At 51.0% G+C, this 15837-nt stretch carries 20 protein-coding genes and 1 other annotated feature; of the genes, 6 read left to right on the top strand and 14 right to left on the bottom strand.

Annotated elements, in window-relative coordinates; all coding sequences use genetic code 11:
- Positions 1-30 precede the first annotated feature (30 nt).
- From EX31_RS07645 to EX31_RS07605, 10 genes are all read right to left on the bottom strand, one after another.
- On the bottom strand, positions 31-492 hold the full coding sequence (locus EX31_RS07645; protein WP_037034128.1) for a phage tail protein: 462 nt from the start codon (positions 490-492) through the stop codon (positions 31-33).
- Positions 455-697 carry an Rz1-like lysis system protein LysC gene (lysC, locus tag EX31_RS26305; protein ID WP_231576040.1) on the bottom strand — a complete coding sequence of 81 codons (243 nt, stop codon included), beginning with the start codon at positions 695-697 and terminating at the stop codon, positions 455-457. Before lysC ends, EX31_RS07645 begins: the two co-directional genes overlap by 38 nt.
- Complete coding sequence (gene lysB, locus EX31_RS07640; RefSeq protein ID WP_037034126.1) at positions 585-1013, bottom strand: Rz-like lysis system protein LysB; 429 nt, start codon at positions 1011-1013, stop codon at positions 585-587. Before lysB ends, lysC begins: the two co-directional genes overlap by 113 nt.
- A complete protein-coding gene (locus EX31_RS07635; RefSeq protein ID WP_037034125.1) occupies positions 1014-1523 on the bottom strand; it encodes a lysozyme in 510 nt (169 codons plus the stop codon).
- A complete protein-coding gene (locus EX31_RS07630; protein WP_013574055.1) occupies positions 1504-1725 on the bottom strand; it encodes an HP1 family phage holin in 222 nt (73 codons plus the stop codon). Before EX31_RS07630 ends, EX31_RS07635 begins: the two co-directional genes overlap by 20 nt.
- Positions 1716-1919, bottom strand: a complete 204-nt coding sequence (locus EX31_RS07625; protein WP_013574056.1) for a tail protein X — start codon at positions 1917-1919, stop codon at positions 1716-1718. The genes EX31_RS07630 and EX31_RS07625 overlap by 10 nt, the downstream gene beginning before the upstream one ends.
- 211 nt (positions 1920-2130) lie before the next feature.
- Entirely contained in the window at positions 2131-2325 is a 195-nt protein-coding gene (locus tag EX31_RS07620) for a hypothetical protein (RefSeq protein ID WP_013574057.1), read from the bottom strand.
- A gap of 112 nt (positions 2326-2437) precedes the next feature.
- Positions 2438-4366: a replication endonuclease gene (locus tag EX31_RS07615; RefSeq protein ID WP_037034124.1), complete on the bottom strand. Its 1929-nt coding sequence runs from the start codon at positions 4364-4366 to the stop codon at positions 2438-2440.
- Positions 4367-4459: 93 nt separating this feature from the next.
- Complete coding sequence (locus EX31_RS07610; RefSeq protein WP_037034123.1) at positions 4460-4681, bottom strand: TraR/DksA C4-type zinc finger protein; 222 nt, start codon at positions 4679-4681, stop codon at positions 4460-4462.
- Positions 4681-4956: a DUF5347 family protein gene (locus tag EX31_RS07605; RefSeq protein ID WP_037034122.1), complete on the bottom strand. Its 276-nt coding sequence runs from the start codon at positions 4954-4956 to the stop codon at positions 4681-4683. The genes EX31_RS07610 and EX31_RS07605 overlap by 1 nt, the downstream gene beginning before the upstream one ends.
- Positions 4957-5088: 132 nt before the next feature.
- Here EX31_RS07605 and EX31_RS07600 point away from each other — a divergent pair, with 132 nt between their 5' ends.
- The 3 genes from EX31_RS07600 to tyrA all read left to right on the top strand — a co-directional run bounded on the left by EX31_RS07600 (position 5089) and on the right by tyrA (position 8172).
- Positions 5089-5679 (top strand): helix-turn-helix domain-containing protein, encoded by a 591-nt coding sequence (locus tag EX31_RS07600; RefSeq protein WP_037034121.1) that lies wholly within the window; start codon positions 5089-5091, stop codon positions 5677-5679.
- Positions 5680-5967: 288 nt separating this feature from the next.
- Positions 5968-7044 (top strand): 3-deoxy-7-phosphoheptulonate synthase, encoded by a 1077-nt coding sequence (locus tag EX31_RS07595; RefSeq protein WP_037034120.1) that lies wholly within the window; start codon positions 5968-5970, stop codon positions 7042-7044.
- A 6-nt stretch (positions 7045-7050) separates the two neighbouring features.
- Complete coding sequence (tyrA, locus tag EX31_RS07590; protein ID WP_013574063.1) at positions 7051-8172, top strand: bifunctional chorismate mutase/prephenate dehydrogenase; 1122 nt, start codon at positions 7051-7053, stop codon at positions 8170-8172.
- A gap of 77 nt (positions 8173-8249) precedes the next feature.
- On the opposite strand, the gene pheA is transcribed toward tyrA, so the two are convergent.
- The 4 genes from pheA to bamD all read right to left on the bottom strand — a co-directional run bounded on the left by pheA (position 8250) and on the right by bamD (position 11076).
- Positions 8250-9404 (bottom strand): bifunctional chorismate mutase/prephenate dehydratase, encoded by a 1155-nt coding sequence (gene pheA, locus EX31_RS07585; RefSeq protein WP_013574064.1) that lies wholly within the window; start codon positions 9402-9404, stop codon positions 8250-8252.
- 53 nt (positions 9405-9457) lie between these two features.
- Positions 9458-9582, bottom strand: a sequence feature (Phe leader region).
- Positions 9534-9581, bottom strand: a complete 48-nt coding sequence (locus EX31_RS26545) for a hypothetical protein (RefSeq protein ID WP_369794779.1) — start codon at positions 9579-9581, stop codon at positions 9534-9536. (Overlaps the previous feature by 48 nt.)
- 133 nt (positions 9583-9715) lie before the next feature.
- Positions 9716-10060, bottom strand: a complete 345-nt coding sequence (gene raiA / locus EX31_RS07580; RefSeq protein WP_013574065.1) for a ribosome-associated translation inhibitor RaiA — start codon at positions 10058-10060, stop codon at positions 9716-9718.
- Positions 10061-10341: 281 nt separating this feature from the next.
- Positions 10342-11076 carry an outer membrane protein assembly factor BamD gene (gene bamD / locus EX31_RS07575; RefSeq protein ID WP_013574066.1) on the bottom strand — a complete coding sequence of 245 codons (735 nt, stop codon included), beginning with the start codon at positions 11074-11076 and terminating at the stop codon, positions 10342-10344.
- A 130-nt stretch (positions 11077-11206) separates the two neighbouring features.
- Here bamD and rluD point away from each other — a divergent pair, with 130 nt between their 5' ends.
- The 3 genes from rluD to clpB all read left to right on the top strand — a co-directional run bounded on the left by rluD (position 11207) and on the right by clpB (position 15625).
- Positions 11207-12184 (top strand): 23S rRNA pseudouridine(1911/1915/1917) synthase RluD, encoded by a 978-nt coding sequence (gene rluD / locus EX31_RS07570; RefSeq protein WP_037034119.1) that lies wholly within the window; start codon positions 11207-11209, stop codon positions 12182-12184.
- Positions 12184-12921 (top strand): purine nucleoside phosphorylase YfiH, encoded by a 738-nt coding sequence (yfiH, locus tag EX31_RS07565; RefSeq protein ID WP_037034118.1) that lies wholly within the window; start codon positions 12184-12186, stop codon positions 12919-12921. Before rluD ends, yfiH begins: the two co-directional genes overlap by 1 nt.
- 130 nt (positions 12922-13051) lie before the next feature.
- Positions 13052-15625 carry an ATP-dependent chaperone ClpB gene (clpB, locus tag EX31_RS07560; RefSeq protein WP_037034117.1) on the top strand — a complete coding sequence of 858 codons (2574 nt, stop codon included), beginning with the start codon at positions 13052-13054 and terminating at the stop codon, positions 15623-15625.
- Positions 15626-15837: the final 212 nt, after the last annotated feature.

Genomic DNA, 15837 nt, shown 5'->3' with positions numbered 1-15837 from the left:
CCAGCGGCTGACACAACAAAGTTTATCGGGTTACACCGTCCAGCTGCTGATCAGTTCGCCGTTGAGATAAACCTGACGCGGCAGCGCCACATTTTCTGGCAGTGGCGGTTCCGGGAGATGAGTGATGGTGCGCACCTCATCCTTGTCACTTACCTGGACGCGCTCTGTCAGTTGCAGCACCAGAACGAGGCTTCGTTCCTGCTGAGTGAAGGTAAAATCATTTAGCCGATGCAAGGCGTTGCCGAGAATTTCAGGCTGATTAACCTGCAGCCAGTCGAGAACGGTGACCACGGCCAGATCGACCAGCGTTTCGCTGATCGCTTCATCCGTAATCGTCACTGTCAGCGGATAGCGATATTCAAAAGACAGCGACGGTGCCGACGTGGCCACCACGTTGCCGGCGCCGGTAGTCAGGGCCAGTTTTTCCGGTGCGGCAGTAAGCTGAGGGATTTGTTCAGTCAGCCGTTGTTGCAACTGAATCGGTTTTTGCATGTTGTGCCTCCTGACACTTTTTGATGGCTTCGATTTGTAAGCCGCAATCCATCAGCGCGGACTCCAGCTGAAGAATGTCGGTACTCAGATCTTCATTGGTGGCCGGTTTGCTGGCCGGAATAGGGCATGAGCTGACCGCCGGACAGCCAACGTAAATAATCGCTGGCGGAGCTGAAGGCGGGACGCTGGTGCAACCGGCTGATATCAGCAGGCAGACTGCTGTCAGCCCACTGACGGGTTTGCGGATCATCATGGAGGCTCCTCTGCCTTTGTTGCTCACGGCTTTGCATCACTTGCCGGGCGGTGTTCAGGTCTTCGCGTAACGCCAGTTCAGCTTGCTCGCGCTGGCGCATTTGCTGGTTCAGTGTGGCGATCAACTGCTCGCGTTGTTGTAACTGTGTAATCAGGGCATCGCGTTGCTGACTGGCATTGTTGAGGTCGTGCTGTAATGAGCGATTGGAAAGCAACAGGATGGCGACCAGTAAAACCATCCCCGCCAGAAGTGCTGTTAACAGACGCATTCAGACTCCTTTCAGGCAGAGAGTACGTTCGGCATTTCGCCTGCGTTCCAGACCCCGGTTGCGTTCACCATTAACGAAAACCCAGCGCGGCAACTGGTCGCAGGCTTGTTGCCACTGCTGCTGGTTGATGAAAAACGCCAGTGTTGATTTACAGGCGGCACCGGTGCCGACGTTAAAACTGAAGGACACCACGGCATCAAAAACCGGTTGCGGCATGATCACCGGCATACATTTTTTTACGGCGCGCTCTGTCTGCTGAATATCCCCCAGCAGGTTTTCAGCGGCCTGATGTTCGGTGACTTCCTGTGCCGGTTTAACGCCGGCCGTATGACCGATGCCGCTGGTCCATACGCCAGCGCTGCATTGATAGGGTTGCAGCTGACAGCCTTCAAAATCGGTGATCAACCGCAGACCCTCTTCTGACACCTGCAAAGAGCTGTAGCCTGGCAGTGCTGCTATCAGCCCCAGGACCACGGCGGCACTACAGCGTTTAAGAGTTGAGGTTTTCATAGTCGTCTTTGCTCAGGCCTTTACGTGCCAGCAACTGATAGCTTTTGCGCCGGTAGTACCAGTTGATCAAAAACGTGCCGACGCCAACTGCTGAGCCGACCAGAAAGGCGACGTCCTGCGATGTCAGACTGGCGAGCCAGGTCAGCGAAGTGGCGATGAAATAGGCGCAGCCTGAACTGATGCGCTCCGTATTCAGTCCCATAATTTGATCGTTTCCTGAACCGGTTGTTCTGCAATGTCGGGCATAAAGACGGCTGTGCCGTGAGGTAATAACGGGCCTAAATCCGCGATGCCAATATTGGCGGCATACACTTTTTCGACGACGAGTGCCGTGCGGTTGTAATAGCGCCAGCAAAGAGAATCGAGGGTATCGCCCTGTTCTGCATAGACTTTCATGAACTTTCTCCACAAGTGAGTGAAATCGTCAGGAGGTGAGTTCAGTCTGCGCAATAGCACGCCGGGCGGCAATCTGAGTGGGATGTGAAACGGCTGGCACAACAGGTAAGCAGACAGCGAAGAGGGGGAAAGGGCGGGGCGCTTAGTCCGGAGGGAAACCGGTCGGGCAAGCGCCAGTAATGTTGGCTACTACCGCCGCAGGATCTGGCAATCAGTGGGTGTCGTCAGTGCTCCCGTTGCAATACACAACGTCCTGGTTCTCGTCAGTCAGCGCCTGGCTGGCCAGCTCTGAGATCAGTGACATCACGACCAGAAATTCTTTTGGATTGCATTGCGCCGTCTGCGAAATGTCTGCGATCAATTGTATCCTGGACAACGTTAACTGTTGTTTAGTCAGGTTTTCCATTTTCTCCCCTCGCCAGATACTGTGTTTATATACAGTATTCTTTAATTGATCTGATACGTCAACAGCCAGAGTATTTTAAAATTTATAATCCATTGAATTTATGTATGAATTTTTATTGGCGCGGTTTTTGTATCAATGACTGACTTTGTCCGGCGGGAGGCGATCCACAGTTATTGACAGAACTCCAAGGTATACGAATCTTCGATATTTCCGTATAAGAAGGCCGGTGACGGACAATCCGCCACTGTGTAGTGTGTGTCAGAAAAATATGAGAGATGCCCAGATGAGGGGCATAAATGCCGATGACTTTATTGCGGGGCTCGTCGTAGGCATTTTTCTCCTCGCTGAGTTGACGGGCAACGCGAACCGTTTGCGCTTTGCGGGGAATGTGAATACCACCTTGTGCCTGAATATAACGGGCGAAATCACCTTCATCGGCAGCGCTGCGCACGTTTTCAACCCGTGCGTCAAAACGGCTGGTCAGATTCTGGTAGCGGATCCGCCTGCATTCGCGCCAGGCGCCGACCGAGGGGGTACCGATGGCGTGGAATTGTGGGATCCGCCACGTCGAGGCCCAGGAGGTGACCGCAGTGGCGATATCTGTCAGCAAGCGTCCTGAGTCAAAATCGGTTTCGCCATCGAGCGCGTATCCATCGATATTCTTGGCGACGTATTTCGCGATATAGCCGGCTGCGCCACCCCGGTTTAGCGGCTTGCAATTGAAACGTGACTCAGCGGCACCCGGTTCATCCGAATCTTCTTCAAGAGCATAACGGCGCATAACCTCTGTCACTTTTTGCTGCTGATGCTGCGGTGTGAACAACATCATGTGCCAGTGCGGCGTGCCGTCATGATGCGGTTCGACGACGCGCACGCCGTAAACTTTCAGGTTCCGGTCTTTAAAAGTGGTACGGATTTTTGCCCAGACAGCCACCAGATAACGCTGCGCATCTTTGGGGGTAAACGCGTGCTGATCCCATTTCTGGTTAAAAACGGGTGATGAACCGGTGCCAGTCGTTTTTAGCGGATGGTATTTTGACGGCGTGGTCAGCGTGATAAACAGGCCGCAGTCCCGCTGCTGGTCAGCAACATCTTCGACACCGGCGATCAGTGTCATCAGTTCCATACGACGAAGTTTGGGATTGGAAATGCTGGCCAATACGGTATCCAGCAAACTCAGCGTTTCACCGGATTCAACATTTTCGAGCTGGCACTGTTTCAGGTAGTTGATGGCGGATAAGCGGCGTGATACTACGTCACGGATGGCGTTTTTACTGGCATAAGGCGATGTCGCGCGGCTGACATAACCGCAGGCAATCATCAGGGATTCCCGCCACAAACGCTGTTTTGAACGCAGCTGTTTTTCCCACCATTCGCCGCTGACCAGACGTGAAATGCTGGCGACAGCCGAATGCGTTGTCATATGGCCTTTTTGCCATTTCTGCCAGTAAAGAGGTTGTACGCGGCAGGAACGTGCCATCGCGGCGACATGCCCGTAAATTTCCTGCTGTGTGCTGTCGCGCAACAAAATGCCGGGTTCGTCAGGACGGTTTTTCAGCCAGCATTCACAGTGATATTCATAGGCATCCTGCATTTGCACGGCAAGTTTGTTGGCCAGCCTTCTCAGACCGTCATCATTAAGATCGGGCAAGCGGTTAAACATTTCTTCTTCAGTGAGTAGCTTTTGCGAGATTTGACGATTCAGTGTGTTTCGCGCATTTACCAGCTTAATACGCGGCCATACGCGTTGCGTGAAAACTGTCATCAGGAAATGAAACGCCACGCGCACTCCTTTAGTTTCCAGTAAAAATGTATACCGCTGATATAACGGCGTGCGCACGCAACGGGGCAGTGCTGCCAGCTGAGAAAGGGCCGTTTGCTGGCGCTGACAAAAGTCACGGGTCAGTGGTTTTTCCAGCGGGCTGCTGAGCGCTGCGCGGGGGGCATTCCACCACCAGGTACCCGCAAAATATTGCCCTGATGTCCGGTTAAATGCAGGTGGGGGCGAAGGGATTGTTCTGCCTCTGATATTCTCTGACATACATTTATTCCGAAAAATAAAATAGAAAAACCTCTCCGGAAATAATATTATTTCCAGCGTGATGATTAATTTAAATAATATTAATTAGACTTTTTATACGGGGCGGTAATTCTTTCTTTTAATCTCCTCAATTTCCTGACATTCAATACATCGCTGTACACCGGGGATGATTTTCCTGCGTGGCTCCGCAATCGGAGAATCACAATCCACGCAGAAGAAGGCCGACAGTGAAGGCCGGGTACGGGTTGCCTGCGTAATCTGCGCTTCGAGGATTTTTAACTGATACTCCTGCGATTCATCTATCCAGTCTGCCATCAGTAAAGTTCTCCTTTAAATATCGCCGTGAAGTGGCGAAGTGATAATAATGCCTGCATTATTTTCATTTTTTCCTCATTATTTAATTGTGAATATGTCAGTAAGGTATGATGGCGTTTAAGACCGGCGTGAAAACATAATGTGAGTTTCCATTTTTCAGGAGCCTGATCATAAATAACCTCAACCTGATTCTTACTCTGAACGAAATAAGTTTCTTTCAGATGAGCGATATGGCGCAGGCCGGTCTGGCGCTGCTGCTCTGTTCCTAAAAACATCGCGTCTCCTTATTTCTCCACGACGCCGTAAATTTGGTATCATGGTCGTCTGTCGGTACATTACATAATCAATCTAAACTTGCATTTGCGAGTTGTCAAGATGATATTTACAGATTCAGGGGTTTTCGCCAGATGCAATTAGATGAACTTGAAGGTGGAAAAGCTGTTCTGACGCGTATGCTTCAGGCTTACGGCTTTAGCATGCAGAAGGAACTGGGGGATCTGTATGGATTATCATCTGGCACGATAAGTACCTGGGTAAGAAGAGATTATTTCCCCGGTGATGTGGTCGTGGCCTGTGCACTGGATACCGGCGTCTCGTTGCGCTGGCTGGCAACGGGCAAAGGCGTGATGCAGGATGCAAGCTCTTCGGCTGCCGTGGCGTCAGGTGAAATCCGCCAGCTTAAAAAATTGAGATTGCGCGGCGGGGAGCTTGAGGAGGAAGGCCTCTGGACGGTTGACCCTTCGCTGCTGGACGATTCGCTGGCGCAGCCTGCGTATATCGTGAAAGGCAATCATTCATGGATTATCGATCTGGGCAGCACACATCCCGGCAATGGTCGCTGGCTGTTGGACATTGATGGTGATCTGGACGTTTATGATGTGGCCCGTATTCCTGGTAACCGTCTGAGCGTGACGCGTCAGGAAAGCCATTTCGAGTGTGGCGTGGATGAAGTGACTGCTTTAGGGCAGGTATTTATTACCCTGGATCGTAATCTGTAAATTTCGTCTCCTCAGCAGCTCCCTGTTGCTGAGGGCATTTCTGACGTTGTTCTCCTTCCCTCCCCTGAAATTCCTTTTTCACCGCTGACAAACCGTGTGTAATATTTACGGTACATCCTTTTCGTCTGATTCGCTTTTTATGTAAAGTTAACTTTCCATTGCTCGCATATCAATGGTGAAATGGTAATGTTAAGTTTACAACTAAGGCTTGCTAAGTTTACGTGCTGTGTTAATGTTGTCCGCAGATGCCGCCGTGGCAGCCCATTTTCCTTATAACGGAACACGATCATGCAAAAAGACGCCCTGAATAATGTTCATATCACTGCTGAACAAATCCTTATCACTCCTGAAGAGCTGAAAAACCGTTTTCCTTTAAGCGTTAGCGACGAAAACAGTATTTCCGAAGCACGTAAAACCATCGCGGATATCGTCCATGGTCGTGATCCTCGTCTTCTGGTGGTGTGTGGCCCTTGTTCAATTCATGACGTGGATGCGGCGCTGGATTACGCGCGTCACCTGAAAACACTGGCGGCCGAACTCAGCGATCGTTTGTACATCGTGATGCGTGTTTACTTTGAAAAACCGCGGACCACTGTCGGCTGGAAAGGGTTAATTAACGATCCGCACATGGACGGCACGTTTGATGTGGAGGCGGGTCTGCACATTGCCCGTGATTTGCTGCTGCAACTGGTCGGCATGGGGTTACCGCTGGCAACAGAAGCGCTGGATCCCAACAGTCCGCAATACTTAGGTGATCTGTTCAGCTGGTCAGCAATCGGTGCGCGTACGACCGAATCTCAGACTCACCGCGAAATGGCGTCTGGTCTGTCAATGCCTGTGGGCTTCAAGAACGGGACTGACGGCAGCCTGGGTACGGCGATCAATGCGATGCGTGCTGCAGAAATGGCGCACCGCTTTGTGGGGATCAATCAGGCTGGTCAGGTTTGCCTGTTGCAGACTCAGGGCAACCCGGACGGGCATGTGATTTTGCGCGGCGGCAAAATGCCAAACTACAGCGAGCAGGACGTTCAGGCCTGTGAAAAACAGATGGCCGATGCGGGACTCCGTCCTTCCTTGATGATAGATTGCAGTCACGGTAACTCAAACAAAGACTATCGTCGCCAGCCTGTCGTGGCTCAGTCTGTCATCGATCAGATTAAAGCCGGTAACCGCTCTATCACGGGGCTGATGCTGGAAAGTCATCTGAACGAAGGCAGCCAGTCTTCTGAACAACCGCGTTCAGAAATGAAATACGGTGTGTCTGTTACGGATGCCTGCATTAACTGGGAAACCACGGAAAACCTGCTGCGCACGATGCATCAGGAACTGGGCGACGCGCTGGCGGCACGAATCGCAGGAGAGTAAGTTTTTATGGTGGCAGAACTTAACGCGTTGCGCGATCAGATCGACGACGTTGATAAAGCGTTGTTAGATCTCTTATCACGGCGTCTTGCGCTGGTGGCAGAAGTCGGGGAAGTCAAAAGTCGTTATGGTTTGCCGATTTATGTCCCTGAACGGGAAGCGGCAATGCTGGCTTCACGCCGTCAGGAAGCGCAGAACCTCGGTGTTCCGCCCGATCTGATTGAAGATGTATTGCGCCGCGTGATGCGTGAGTCCTACTCAAGCGAAAACGATAAAGGCTTCAAAACATTGCATCCGGCATTGCGCCCGGTGGTAATTATTGGCGGAAACGGGCAGATGGGGCGCTTGTTCACTCGTTTGCTTGAACTTTCCGGTTATCAGGTAAAAGTGCTGGAGCAGGAGGACTGGCCGCAGGCAGAAACATTACTGGCGGATGCCGGAATGGTGATTGTCAGCGTACCGATCCATCTGACTGAAGAAGTGATCGCACGTCTGCCAAAACTGCCGGATGACTGTATTCTGGTGGATCTGGCGTCAGTGAAAAATCGTCCGCTGCAGGCGATGCTGGCGGTGCATGAAGGTCCGGTGCTTGGCTTGCATCCTATGTTTGGGCCGGATGTCAGCAGCCTGGCAAAACAGGTTGTGGTGTACTGCGATGGTCGTGAACCTCAGGCCTATCAGTGGTTGCTGGAGCAGTTACAGGTCTGGGGTGCTCGCCTGCATAAAATCAGTGCGGTCGAGCACGACCAGAACATGGCGTTCATTCAGGCGTTACGCCACTTTGCAACGTTTGCTTATGGCATGCATTTATCAGAAGAAAACGTTGAAATCGAACAGTTGCTGGCTCTGTCTTCACCGATCTATCGCCTCGAACTGGCGATGGTTGGTCGCTTGTTTGCACAGGATCCACAGCTTTACGCTGATATTATTATGTCGTCAGAAAGTAATCTGGCGCTGATCAAACGTTACTATCAGCGTTTTGGCGATGCACTTGCTCTGCTGGAAACGGGTGATAAACAGGCGTTTATCGATAAGTTCAGGCAGGTTGAGCACTGGTTCGGTGATTATGCACCGCGTTTCCTGAAAGAAAGTGGTGCGTTACTCCGTCAGGCCAACGACAACCGCAAGTAAGCTTTTCGGAAATGCTGTCTGTAAATGAAAAGAAGGGCGTTGCAGTTGTATGCAGCGCCCTTTTTGTTTGTGGAAAATTACAGGTCGACGGAAACGACGTTTTCGCTTGGATAACAGCCGAGAACTTTCAGCGAGCGTGTGATTGGAGCCAGATCCTTCAGCGCCTTTTTCATCTCTTCTGAACGCAGGTTTGCCTGCACATCGATATAAAACATCTCTTCCCACGGATTACCGTTGATCGGACGTGATTCCAGCTTGGTCATGATGATGCCCTGATCACGCAGCACCAGAAGCGCGTTCACCAGCGCCCCCGCTTGCTGGCCAGTGGCCATAATCAGCGTGGTTTTAGCCGGAACCTGGTCTGTCACTTCAATGGCTTTGCGCGCCAGAATAATGAAGCGGGTGATGTTTTCCTGCTGGTTCGCCAGGTTGTGTTCGAGCACCTGCAATTTGTACAATGCACCACCGGCTTCGCTGCCCAGCGCAGCCACGTGCGGAGAGTTGGCTGCCGCCACTTTTTCCATCGCCGCCGCAGTGCTTTCGCAGTATTCAATTTTCCAGTGAGGGAAGCGGTTAATGAACTGGCTGCATTGCTGGAAGGGTTGCGGATGGCTGTAAACCGTCTGAATCTGCGACAAATCCGTGTCTGCCGCCACCAGAACGCAATGATCGATAGGGTTTGTCAGCTCGCCCACAATTGACAAACTGGTGTGTTGCAGCAGGTCATAAACGTCATTGATTGAGCCGGAACTGGTATTTTCAATCGGCAATACCGCGTAATCAGCCTGGCCGGTTTCAACCTGAGAAAAGATATCCTGGAATTTCTGGCAGCCACATTCGATGAACTGGTCGAAATGACGTGCGGCAAACTGACGGGCAGCGAGATGTGAATATGAACCTTTCGGACCGAGGAAAGCGATGCGGGCTGAATCAGAAGAGGTTTTATTCAGATGTTGCTGCAGGAGTGCCTGCTGTGTGAGAACGGAATCTTCAATGATTAGCTGATAAACGCGGGTGATGTAATGGCCGTCCAGCCCCTGTTTTTTCCCTTCCTGAATCAGTGTGTTAATCAGTTCTGCTTCGCGTTCTTTATCGCGGATAGGGCGGTGAGAGTGCATTTTGGATTGCGCGACCTCAATCGCCATCGTACGTCGTTCTGCCAGCAGGGCCAGCAATTTCAGGTCTAATGCGCTGATGCGTTCGCGCAGAGCCAGTAATGAGTTCTCGGTCATGTTATTACCCTTTTAGATGTTCTTTCTTTCAGCAAAATGTGTGAAACGCAGGCATAAAAAAAGCCCCCTTTTCAGGAGGCTTTGTTGTTCGTCTTCGCATTCATTCTTTCGCGACGAAACGCCTCCCAATCAGGGGAAGGTAAAAAAGAATGCGAAGAAAAACAGACGGGTATTCATGTATACGTTGTTTCCATAAGTTTGATCAGAGTCTTAAAGTAACCGCTGGGTTTTCCCTGTGTCAATAAGATTCCTTCAGACACAAAAAACGCGCCCCTCAGAGCGCGTTGTTACTGACATGCCGGATAACCCGGTTATTCCTCTTCTTCCTGCACCGGTTCCAGATTGAGTTCTTTGACGCCGGACTCTGCACGGCGGGCCTCACCTTTATGCTGCGCTTTATTGAGCTGGCGCTCGAGTTTGGTCGTCATTTCGTTAATCGCAGCGTACATATCATCGTGCGTAGCACTGGCAACCAGTTTTCCGTTTGGTGTACTGATGGTCGCATCGGCGACAAATCCCTGAGGTTCTTTCGACAGGATTATGTGTGGGTTAATGAGCTGAGTTTGCCATTTATCCAGTTTTTTCAGACGCCCTTCGATGTGTTCACGAATCGCGGGGGTGATGTCCATTTGTTTACTGGTAATGTTGACTGTCATATAACTTACCTCTCTTCTTTCCGTCTCCGATGAATCCAACATACCAGCCTTTTTTACGAAATGCGTCCCTAAACTCGCGGTTTTTTGTCACTTTTTGTCAATGTTGAAGTTTATGTGACTCAGGGTAATTAATGGCCGGAAAGGCCTTGAGACTTCATTCAGGAGCAGGCATGATTGATAGGATCAGTACGTTATTCTTTCCTGTGTTTCTGCAATTATCCCCTAAAAAGAGCCAAAAAAAACGGCAGCCTGAGCTACCGTTTGTCCACGGACATGTAAAATTATGCTGCGCTGTTGGCGGCAATAATTTTCGCGACTTTATCAGCCTGAGTGTTCAGCTGCAGTTCACGGTAGGCGTTTTCCATCAACGGCAGCGCATCATGCGTTGCTTTCGTATCCGGATAATCTTTCAGCATTTGTTCTACACGGTTAACGACAGCGACGTAAGCACCGCGTTTAGTGTAGTATTGCACCACTGACAGCTCGTATTTCGCCAAACGATCTTTCAGGAATACCAAACGTTTAGTCGCGTCAGTGGCGTACTGGCTGTTTGGATACGTGTGGATCAACTGGCTGAAATCACGGAATGCTGCACGTGCATGCTGTGGATCACGGTCTGAACGATCAACACCGAAAAATCCTTGCAGGGCACTGTCATCCAACGCCATATCCGTTAAACCACGCATATACATGACGTAGTCGATATTCGGATGTGTTGGGTTCAGACGCATAAAGCGATCAATAGAAGCCTGAGCCATAGGCAAGTCAGCAGACTTGTAATAGGCATAAATCAGATCTAACTGAACTTGCTGCGAGTAAGGCCCAAACGGATAGCGGTTATCCAGCGCTTCTAATTGCGCAATAGCGCCTTTAAAGTTACCGTCCTGCAGCTTTTGCTGGGCAGTGGCATAAAGGACGTTAGGCGGGTTATCGGGAACCGTTTCTTTGGAACTGGAGCAACCGACCAGCGCCAGGCTCAACGTGGCTGCTGCCACCAGATATTTCACACGCGTCATGACGTTTTGATTATCCTCAGGTGTTATTCTGGGAGACTGTCCGTTAAGCTCCCGACAAAGACCAGCTACAATAGCACATTATTTTAAACGGCATCGCCGTGAAAACCCAACGTTAACCAAGAAGCTGCATATGGCACAACAAGTACAACTCACCGCAACGGTGGCCGAATCTCAACTCGGTCAACGGTTAGATCAGGCTTTGGCCGAATTGTTCCCTGATTATTCAAGATCTCGCATAAAAGATTGGATCCTTGAAGACAGGGTCACGGTCAATGGCAAAAAAGTGACCAAACCAAAAGAAAAAGTGTTGGGTGGCGAGGCTATCGCAATCGATGCGCAAATTGAAGAAGAAGCGCGTTGGCTGCCACAAGATATCGCTTTAGATATCGTGTATGAAGATACTGATATTTTAGTCATCAATAAACCCCGTGATCTGGTTGTTCATCCGGGCGCCGGGAATCCTGATGGCACGGTACTGAATGCGCTGCTGCATTATTATCCTGCAATTATTGATGTACCGCGCTGCGGCATCGTGCATCGCCTGGATAAAGATACCACCGGTCTGATGGTGGTGGCGAAGTCGGTGCCTGCACAAACGCACCTGGTGACCGCACTTCAGGCCCGCGAAATTACCCGCGAATATGAAGCCGTGGCGATTGGTACAATGACGGCAGGCGGCACAGTGAATGAGCCGATTGCGCGCCATTCCACCAAGCGTACGCATATGGCGGTTCATCCGACTGGCAAACCGGCGACGACACACTATCGCATCATGGAGCATTTCCGTGCTCATACGCGTCTGCGCTTGCGTCTGGAGTCCGGTCGTACACACCAGATCCGCGTGCATATGGCGCACATTAACCATCCTTTGTTAGGCGATCAACTGTATGGTGGCCGTCCACGTCTGCCAAAAGGTGCTTCAGAACCGTTCATTAATATGCTGCGCGGATTCGATCGTCAGGCTCTTCACGCTACCATGCTGCGTCTTTATCATCCGGTCACTGGTATTCAGATGGAATGGCATGCGCCACTTCCGCAGGATATGGTTGACCTGATCAATGCGCTTAAAGCGGATACCGAAGAGTTCAAGGACCAGATGAACTGGTAATGAGCGTGCTTATCCAGCCTCAGTGGCCGCAACCGGCATCGGTGCGGTCATGTGCGACAACCCGCGAAGGAGGTGTCAGTTTGCCTCCTTTCGGTTCGCTTAACCTTGGCGATCATGTCGGAGATTTACCTGAACATGTCGCCTTGAACCGTCAGCGTATAATCGAACTTGGCGGGCTTCCTGCTGCACCACACTGGCTGGAGCAGGTTCATGGGATCGACGTTGTTCGTTTGACGGCGCAAACCCCCCTTATTCCGACACAGATTGCCGATGCGGCCTATACCCGCGAGCCAGGCGTTGTCTGTGCAGCAATGACAGCCGATTGTTTACCGGTTCTGTTTTGCAGTAAAAACGGCGATGAAGTCGCTGCAGCGCATGCGGGCTGGCGTGGTTTGTGTGCAGGCGTGTTGGAAAATACGGTTGCCTGCTTTGAGGCGGCTCCCGCAGAAATCATGGCGTGGATGGGACCGACAATTGGTCCTGCGCATTTTGAAGTTGGCGGCGAAGTTCGCGAAGCCTTTATGGCTGTTGACTCTGCCGTATCCGTCGCTTTCAGACCTGCAGGTGCCAAATTCATGGCCGACATTTACCAGCTTGCACGGTTTCGCTTGCAAGCTGCGGGTATCACCGCCCTCTACGGCGGTGAATATTGCACTGTGACAGACAGCAACAAATTTTACTCTTACCGGCGCGACGGAATTACCGGACGGCTGGCAAGTTTAATTTGGCTGATATAACCTATCGAATCAAGACGATCCATCACGCATAACAGCTGTCCTCTGAATATACTGCCAAGATAACCTTGAAAACGTGAGGGTTGACCTCATCTAATCTCCAGTAGCAATTTTGTTCAGTATTGGAGGTGTTATGCGTCTGGATCGTCTTACCAGCAAATTCCAGCTTGCCCTCGCGGATGCCCAGTCACTCGCGCTCGGGCGCGACAATCAATTTATCGAACCTGTTCACCTGATGAGTGCTTTGCTTACTCAGGAAGGCGGAACCGTACGTCCTTTATTAACGGCGGCTGGGATAGATACCCAGAAACTGCGCACGGACGTTGATCAGGCTTTGGGGCGTTTGCCGCAAGTTGAAGGTACCGGCGGTGATGTTCAACCATCCCATGAGCTGGTACGTGTTTTAAATCTTTGTGACAAGCTGGCACAACAACGTGCCGATACTTTCATCTCTTCAGAACTGTTTGTTCTGGCCGTGATGAAAGACCGCGGCTCTTTAACGGATCTGTTAAAAGCCAGCGGTGCAACGGCCGAGAAAATCACAGCGGCTATCGATCAAATGCGTGGGGGTGAGAAAGTGGATGACCAGAATGCCGAAGACCAGCGTCAGGCATTAAAAAAATTCACTATCGATCTGACCGAACGTGCCGAGCAGGGCAAACTGGATCCGGTCATCGGTCGTGATGAAGAAATTCGCCGGACTATTCAGGTTCTGCAACGTCGTACCAAAAATAACCCGGTGCTGATTGGTGAGCCAGGTGTCGGTAAAACCGCGATTGCGGAAGGACTGGCACAGCGCATCATTAATGGTGAAGTGCCGGAAGGTCTGAAAAATAAACGTGTGCTTTCATTAGACATGGGTGCATTGGTTGCCGGTGCCAAGTATCGCGGTGAATTTGAAGAACGTCTGAAAGGCGTGCTGAGTGATCTGGCTAAACAGGAAGGCAACGTCATTCTGTTTATCGACGAATTGCATACCATGGTCGGTGCGGGTAAAGCCGATGGCGCAATGGATGCCGGCAATATGCTGAAACCGGCTCTGGCGCGTGGTGAACTTCACTGTGTAGGTGCGACGACATTAAATGAATATCGTCAGTTCATCGAGAAAGATGCGGCGTTAGAGCGTCGTTTCCAGAAAGTGTTTGTTGCCGAGCCTTCTGTTGAAGACACCATCGCTATCTTGCGTGGTCTGAAAGAACGCTATGAGCTGCATCACCATGTACAGATTACTGACCCGGCTATCGTTGCAGCAGCCACATTGTCGCACCGTTATATCTCGGATCGTCAGTTACCGGATAAAGCAATCGACCTTATAGATGAAGCGGCATCCAGCATTCGTATGCAGATGGACTCTAAACCGGAGTCTCTGGACCGTCTCGATCGCCGTATTATCCAGCTCAAACTGGAACAGCAGGCGCTGAAAAAAGAGTCTGATGATGCCAGTGTGAAACGTCTGGAAATGCTGGAAACCGAACTGAGCCAGAAAGAGCGTGAATATTCTGAGCTGGAAGAAGAGTGGAAAGCTGAGAAAGCATCCCTGACCGGCACGCAGAATATTAAAGCCGAGCTGGAGCAGGCAAAGATTACGCTTGAACAGGCTCGCCGCGTTGGCGATCTGGGCCGTATGTCAGAATTGCAGTACGGTAAAATCCCGGAACTGGAAAAACAGCTGGCAGCGGCAACTCAGGCAGACGGTAAAACCATGAAGCTGCTGCGCAACCGTGTGACAGATGTGGAAATTGCCGACGTGCTGGCGCGCTGGACCGGTATTCCGGTTGCCCGGATGCTTGAAAGTGAACGTGAAAAACTGCTGCGTATGGAAGAAGAACTTCATAACCGCGTGATTGGCCAGAACGAGGCGGTAGAAGCAGTATCGAATGCCATTCGTCGTAGCCGCGCAGGATTGTCAGATCCAAACCGTCCGATCGGGTCATTCCTGTTCCTCGGTCCGACCGGTGTGGGTAAAACAGAGCTGTGTAAAGCGCTGGCGACATTCCTGTTTAACAGCGATGACGCGATGGTTCGCATCGATATGTCAGAGTTTATGGAAAAACACTCCGTTTCACGTCTGGTCGGTGCGCCTCCGGGTTATGTCGGTTATGAGGAAGGGGGTTACCTGACCGAAGCGGTTCGTCGTCGTCCTTACTCTGTCATCTTGTTAGATGAAGTTGAGAAGGCGCACCCGGATGTCTTCAACATCTTATTGCAGGTGCTGGATGACGGCCGTTTAACTGACGGGCAGGGGAGAACAGTTGATTTCCGCAACACGGTTGTCATCATGACCTCTAACCTGGGCTCTGACATTATTCAGCAGCACTTCGGTGAGGCCAGCTATGCGCAGATGAAAGCGTCGGTAATGGAAGTGGTCACACACAGCTTCCGTCCGGAATTCATCAACCGTATAGATGAAGTGGTTGTGTTCCATCCGCTGGGTCATGGGCATATCAAGAATATCGCCAAGATCCAGCTGGCACGTTTGTATAAACGCTTAGAAGAACACGGCTACACGGCAACGCTGACCGATGCGGCGCTGGAACTGCTGGGTAACACAGGATTTGACCCGGTTTATGGTGCGCGTCCATTGAAACGTGCCATCCAGCAGGAGATTGAGAACCCGCTGGCTCAGCAAATCTTGTCTGGCAAGCTGATCCCAGGCAAACCAATTACTGTCGATGTGGAAGATGATCACATCATCGCAAGACAGTAAATAGATAAGTAGCGGCCTTATAACGGGCTCCGGAGTCATTCGGAGCCCGTTTTTTATGCATTACTTGTGTATTACTTATTCATTTGGTGGATTTATGAACGCTTGGTAAGAAAAGTGAAATTAGCCCTTGCGGCCTGCTGAGAACTCCCTATAATGCCGCTCCATCGACAGGGAACAACGTGAACAACATCACGAAGTGACCGGGTCGGAAA

Source organism: Rahnella sp. WP5 (genome assembly GCF_000745615.1).
GTDB classification, from domain to species: Bacteria; Pseudomonadota; Gammaproteobacteria; order Enterobacterales; family Enterobacteriaceae; genus Rahnella; species Rahnella aceris.
Note: the sequence above shows the minus strand (reverse complement) of the source record. Positions and strands in the feature narration are given on the sequence as shown.

What these genes read in the sequence shown, in the direction of transcription:
- EX31_RS07645 (WP_037034128.1), bottom strand. Translation starts at nt 492, where the DNA reads ATGCAAAAACCGATTCAGTTGCAACAACGGCTGACTGAACAAATCCCT.
- lysB (WP_037034126.1), bottom strand. Translation starts at nt 1,013, where the DNA reads ATGCGTCTGTTAACAGCACTTCTGGCGGGGATGGTTTTACTGGTCGCC.
- EX31_RS07635 (WP_037034125.1), bottom strand. Translation starts at nt 1,523, where the DNA reads ATGAAAACCTCAACTCTTAAACGCTGTAGTGCCGCCGTGGTCCTGGGG.
- EX31_RS07630 (WP_013574055.1), bottom strand. Translation starts at nt 1,725, where the DNA reads ATGGGACTGAATACGGAGCGCATCAGTTCAGGCTGCGCCTATTTCATC.
- EX31_RS07625 (WP_013574056.1), bottom strand. Translation starts at nt 1,919, where the DNA reads ATGAAAGTCTATGCAGAACAGGGCGATACCCTCGATTCTCTTTGCTGG.
- EX31_RS07620 (WP_013574057.1), bottom strand. Translation starts at nt 2,325, where the DNA reads ATGGAAAACCTGACTAAACAACAGTTAACGTTGTCCAGGATACAATTG.
- EX31_RS07615 (WP_037034124.1), bottom strand. Translation starts at nt 4,366, where the DNA reads ATGTCAGAGAATATCAGAGGCAGAACAATCCCTTCGCCCCCACCTGCA.
- EX31_RS07610 (WP_037034123.1), bottom strand. Translation starts at nt 4,681, where the DNA reads ATGGCAGACTGGATAGATGAATCGCAGGAGTATCAGTTAAAAATCCTC.
- EX31_RS07605 (WP_037034122.1), bottom strand. Translation starts at nt 4,956, where the DNA reads ATGTTTTTAGGAACAGAGCAGCAGCGCCAGACCGGCCTGCGCCATATC.
- EX31_RS07600 (WP_037034121.1), top strand. Translation starts at nt 5,089, where the DNA reads ATGCAATTAGATGAACTTGAAGGTGGAAAAGCTGTTCTGACGCGTATG.
- EX31_RS07595 (WP_037034120.1), top strand. Translation starts at nt 5,968, where the DNA reads ATGCAAAAAGACGCCCTGAATAATGTTCATATCACTGCTGAACAAATC.
- tyrA (WP_013574063.1), top strand. Translation starts at nt 7,051, where the DNA reads ATGGTGGCAGAACTTAACGCGTTGCGCGATCAGATCGACGACGTTGAT.
- pheA (WP_013574064.1), bottom strand. Translation starts at nt 9,404, where the DNA reads ATGACCGAGAACTCATTACTGGCTCTGCGCGAACGCATCAGCGCATTA.
- raiA (WP_013574065.1), bottom strand. Translation starts at nt 10,060, where the DNA reads ATGACAGTCAACATTACCAGTAAACAAATGGACATCACCCCCGCGATT.
- bamD (WP_013574066.1), bottom strand. Translation starts at nt 11,076, where the DNA reads ATGACGCGTGTGAAATATCTGGTGGCAGCAGCCACGTTGAGCCTGGCG.
- rluD (WP_037034119.1), top strand. Translation starts at nt 11,207, where the DNA reads ATGGCACAACAAGTACAACTCACCGCAACGGTGGCCGAATCTCAACTC.
- yfiH (WP_037034118.1), top strand. Translation starts at nt 12,184, where the DNA reads ATGAGCGTGCTTATCCAGCCTCAGTGGCCGCAACCGGCATCGGTGCGG.
- clpB (WP_037034117.1), top strand. Translation starts at nt 13,052, where the DNA reads ATGCGTCTGGATCGTCTTACCAGCAAATTCCAGCTTGCCCTCGCGGAT.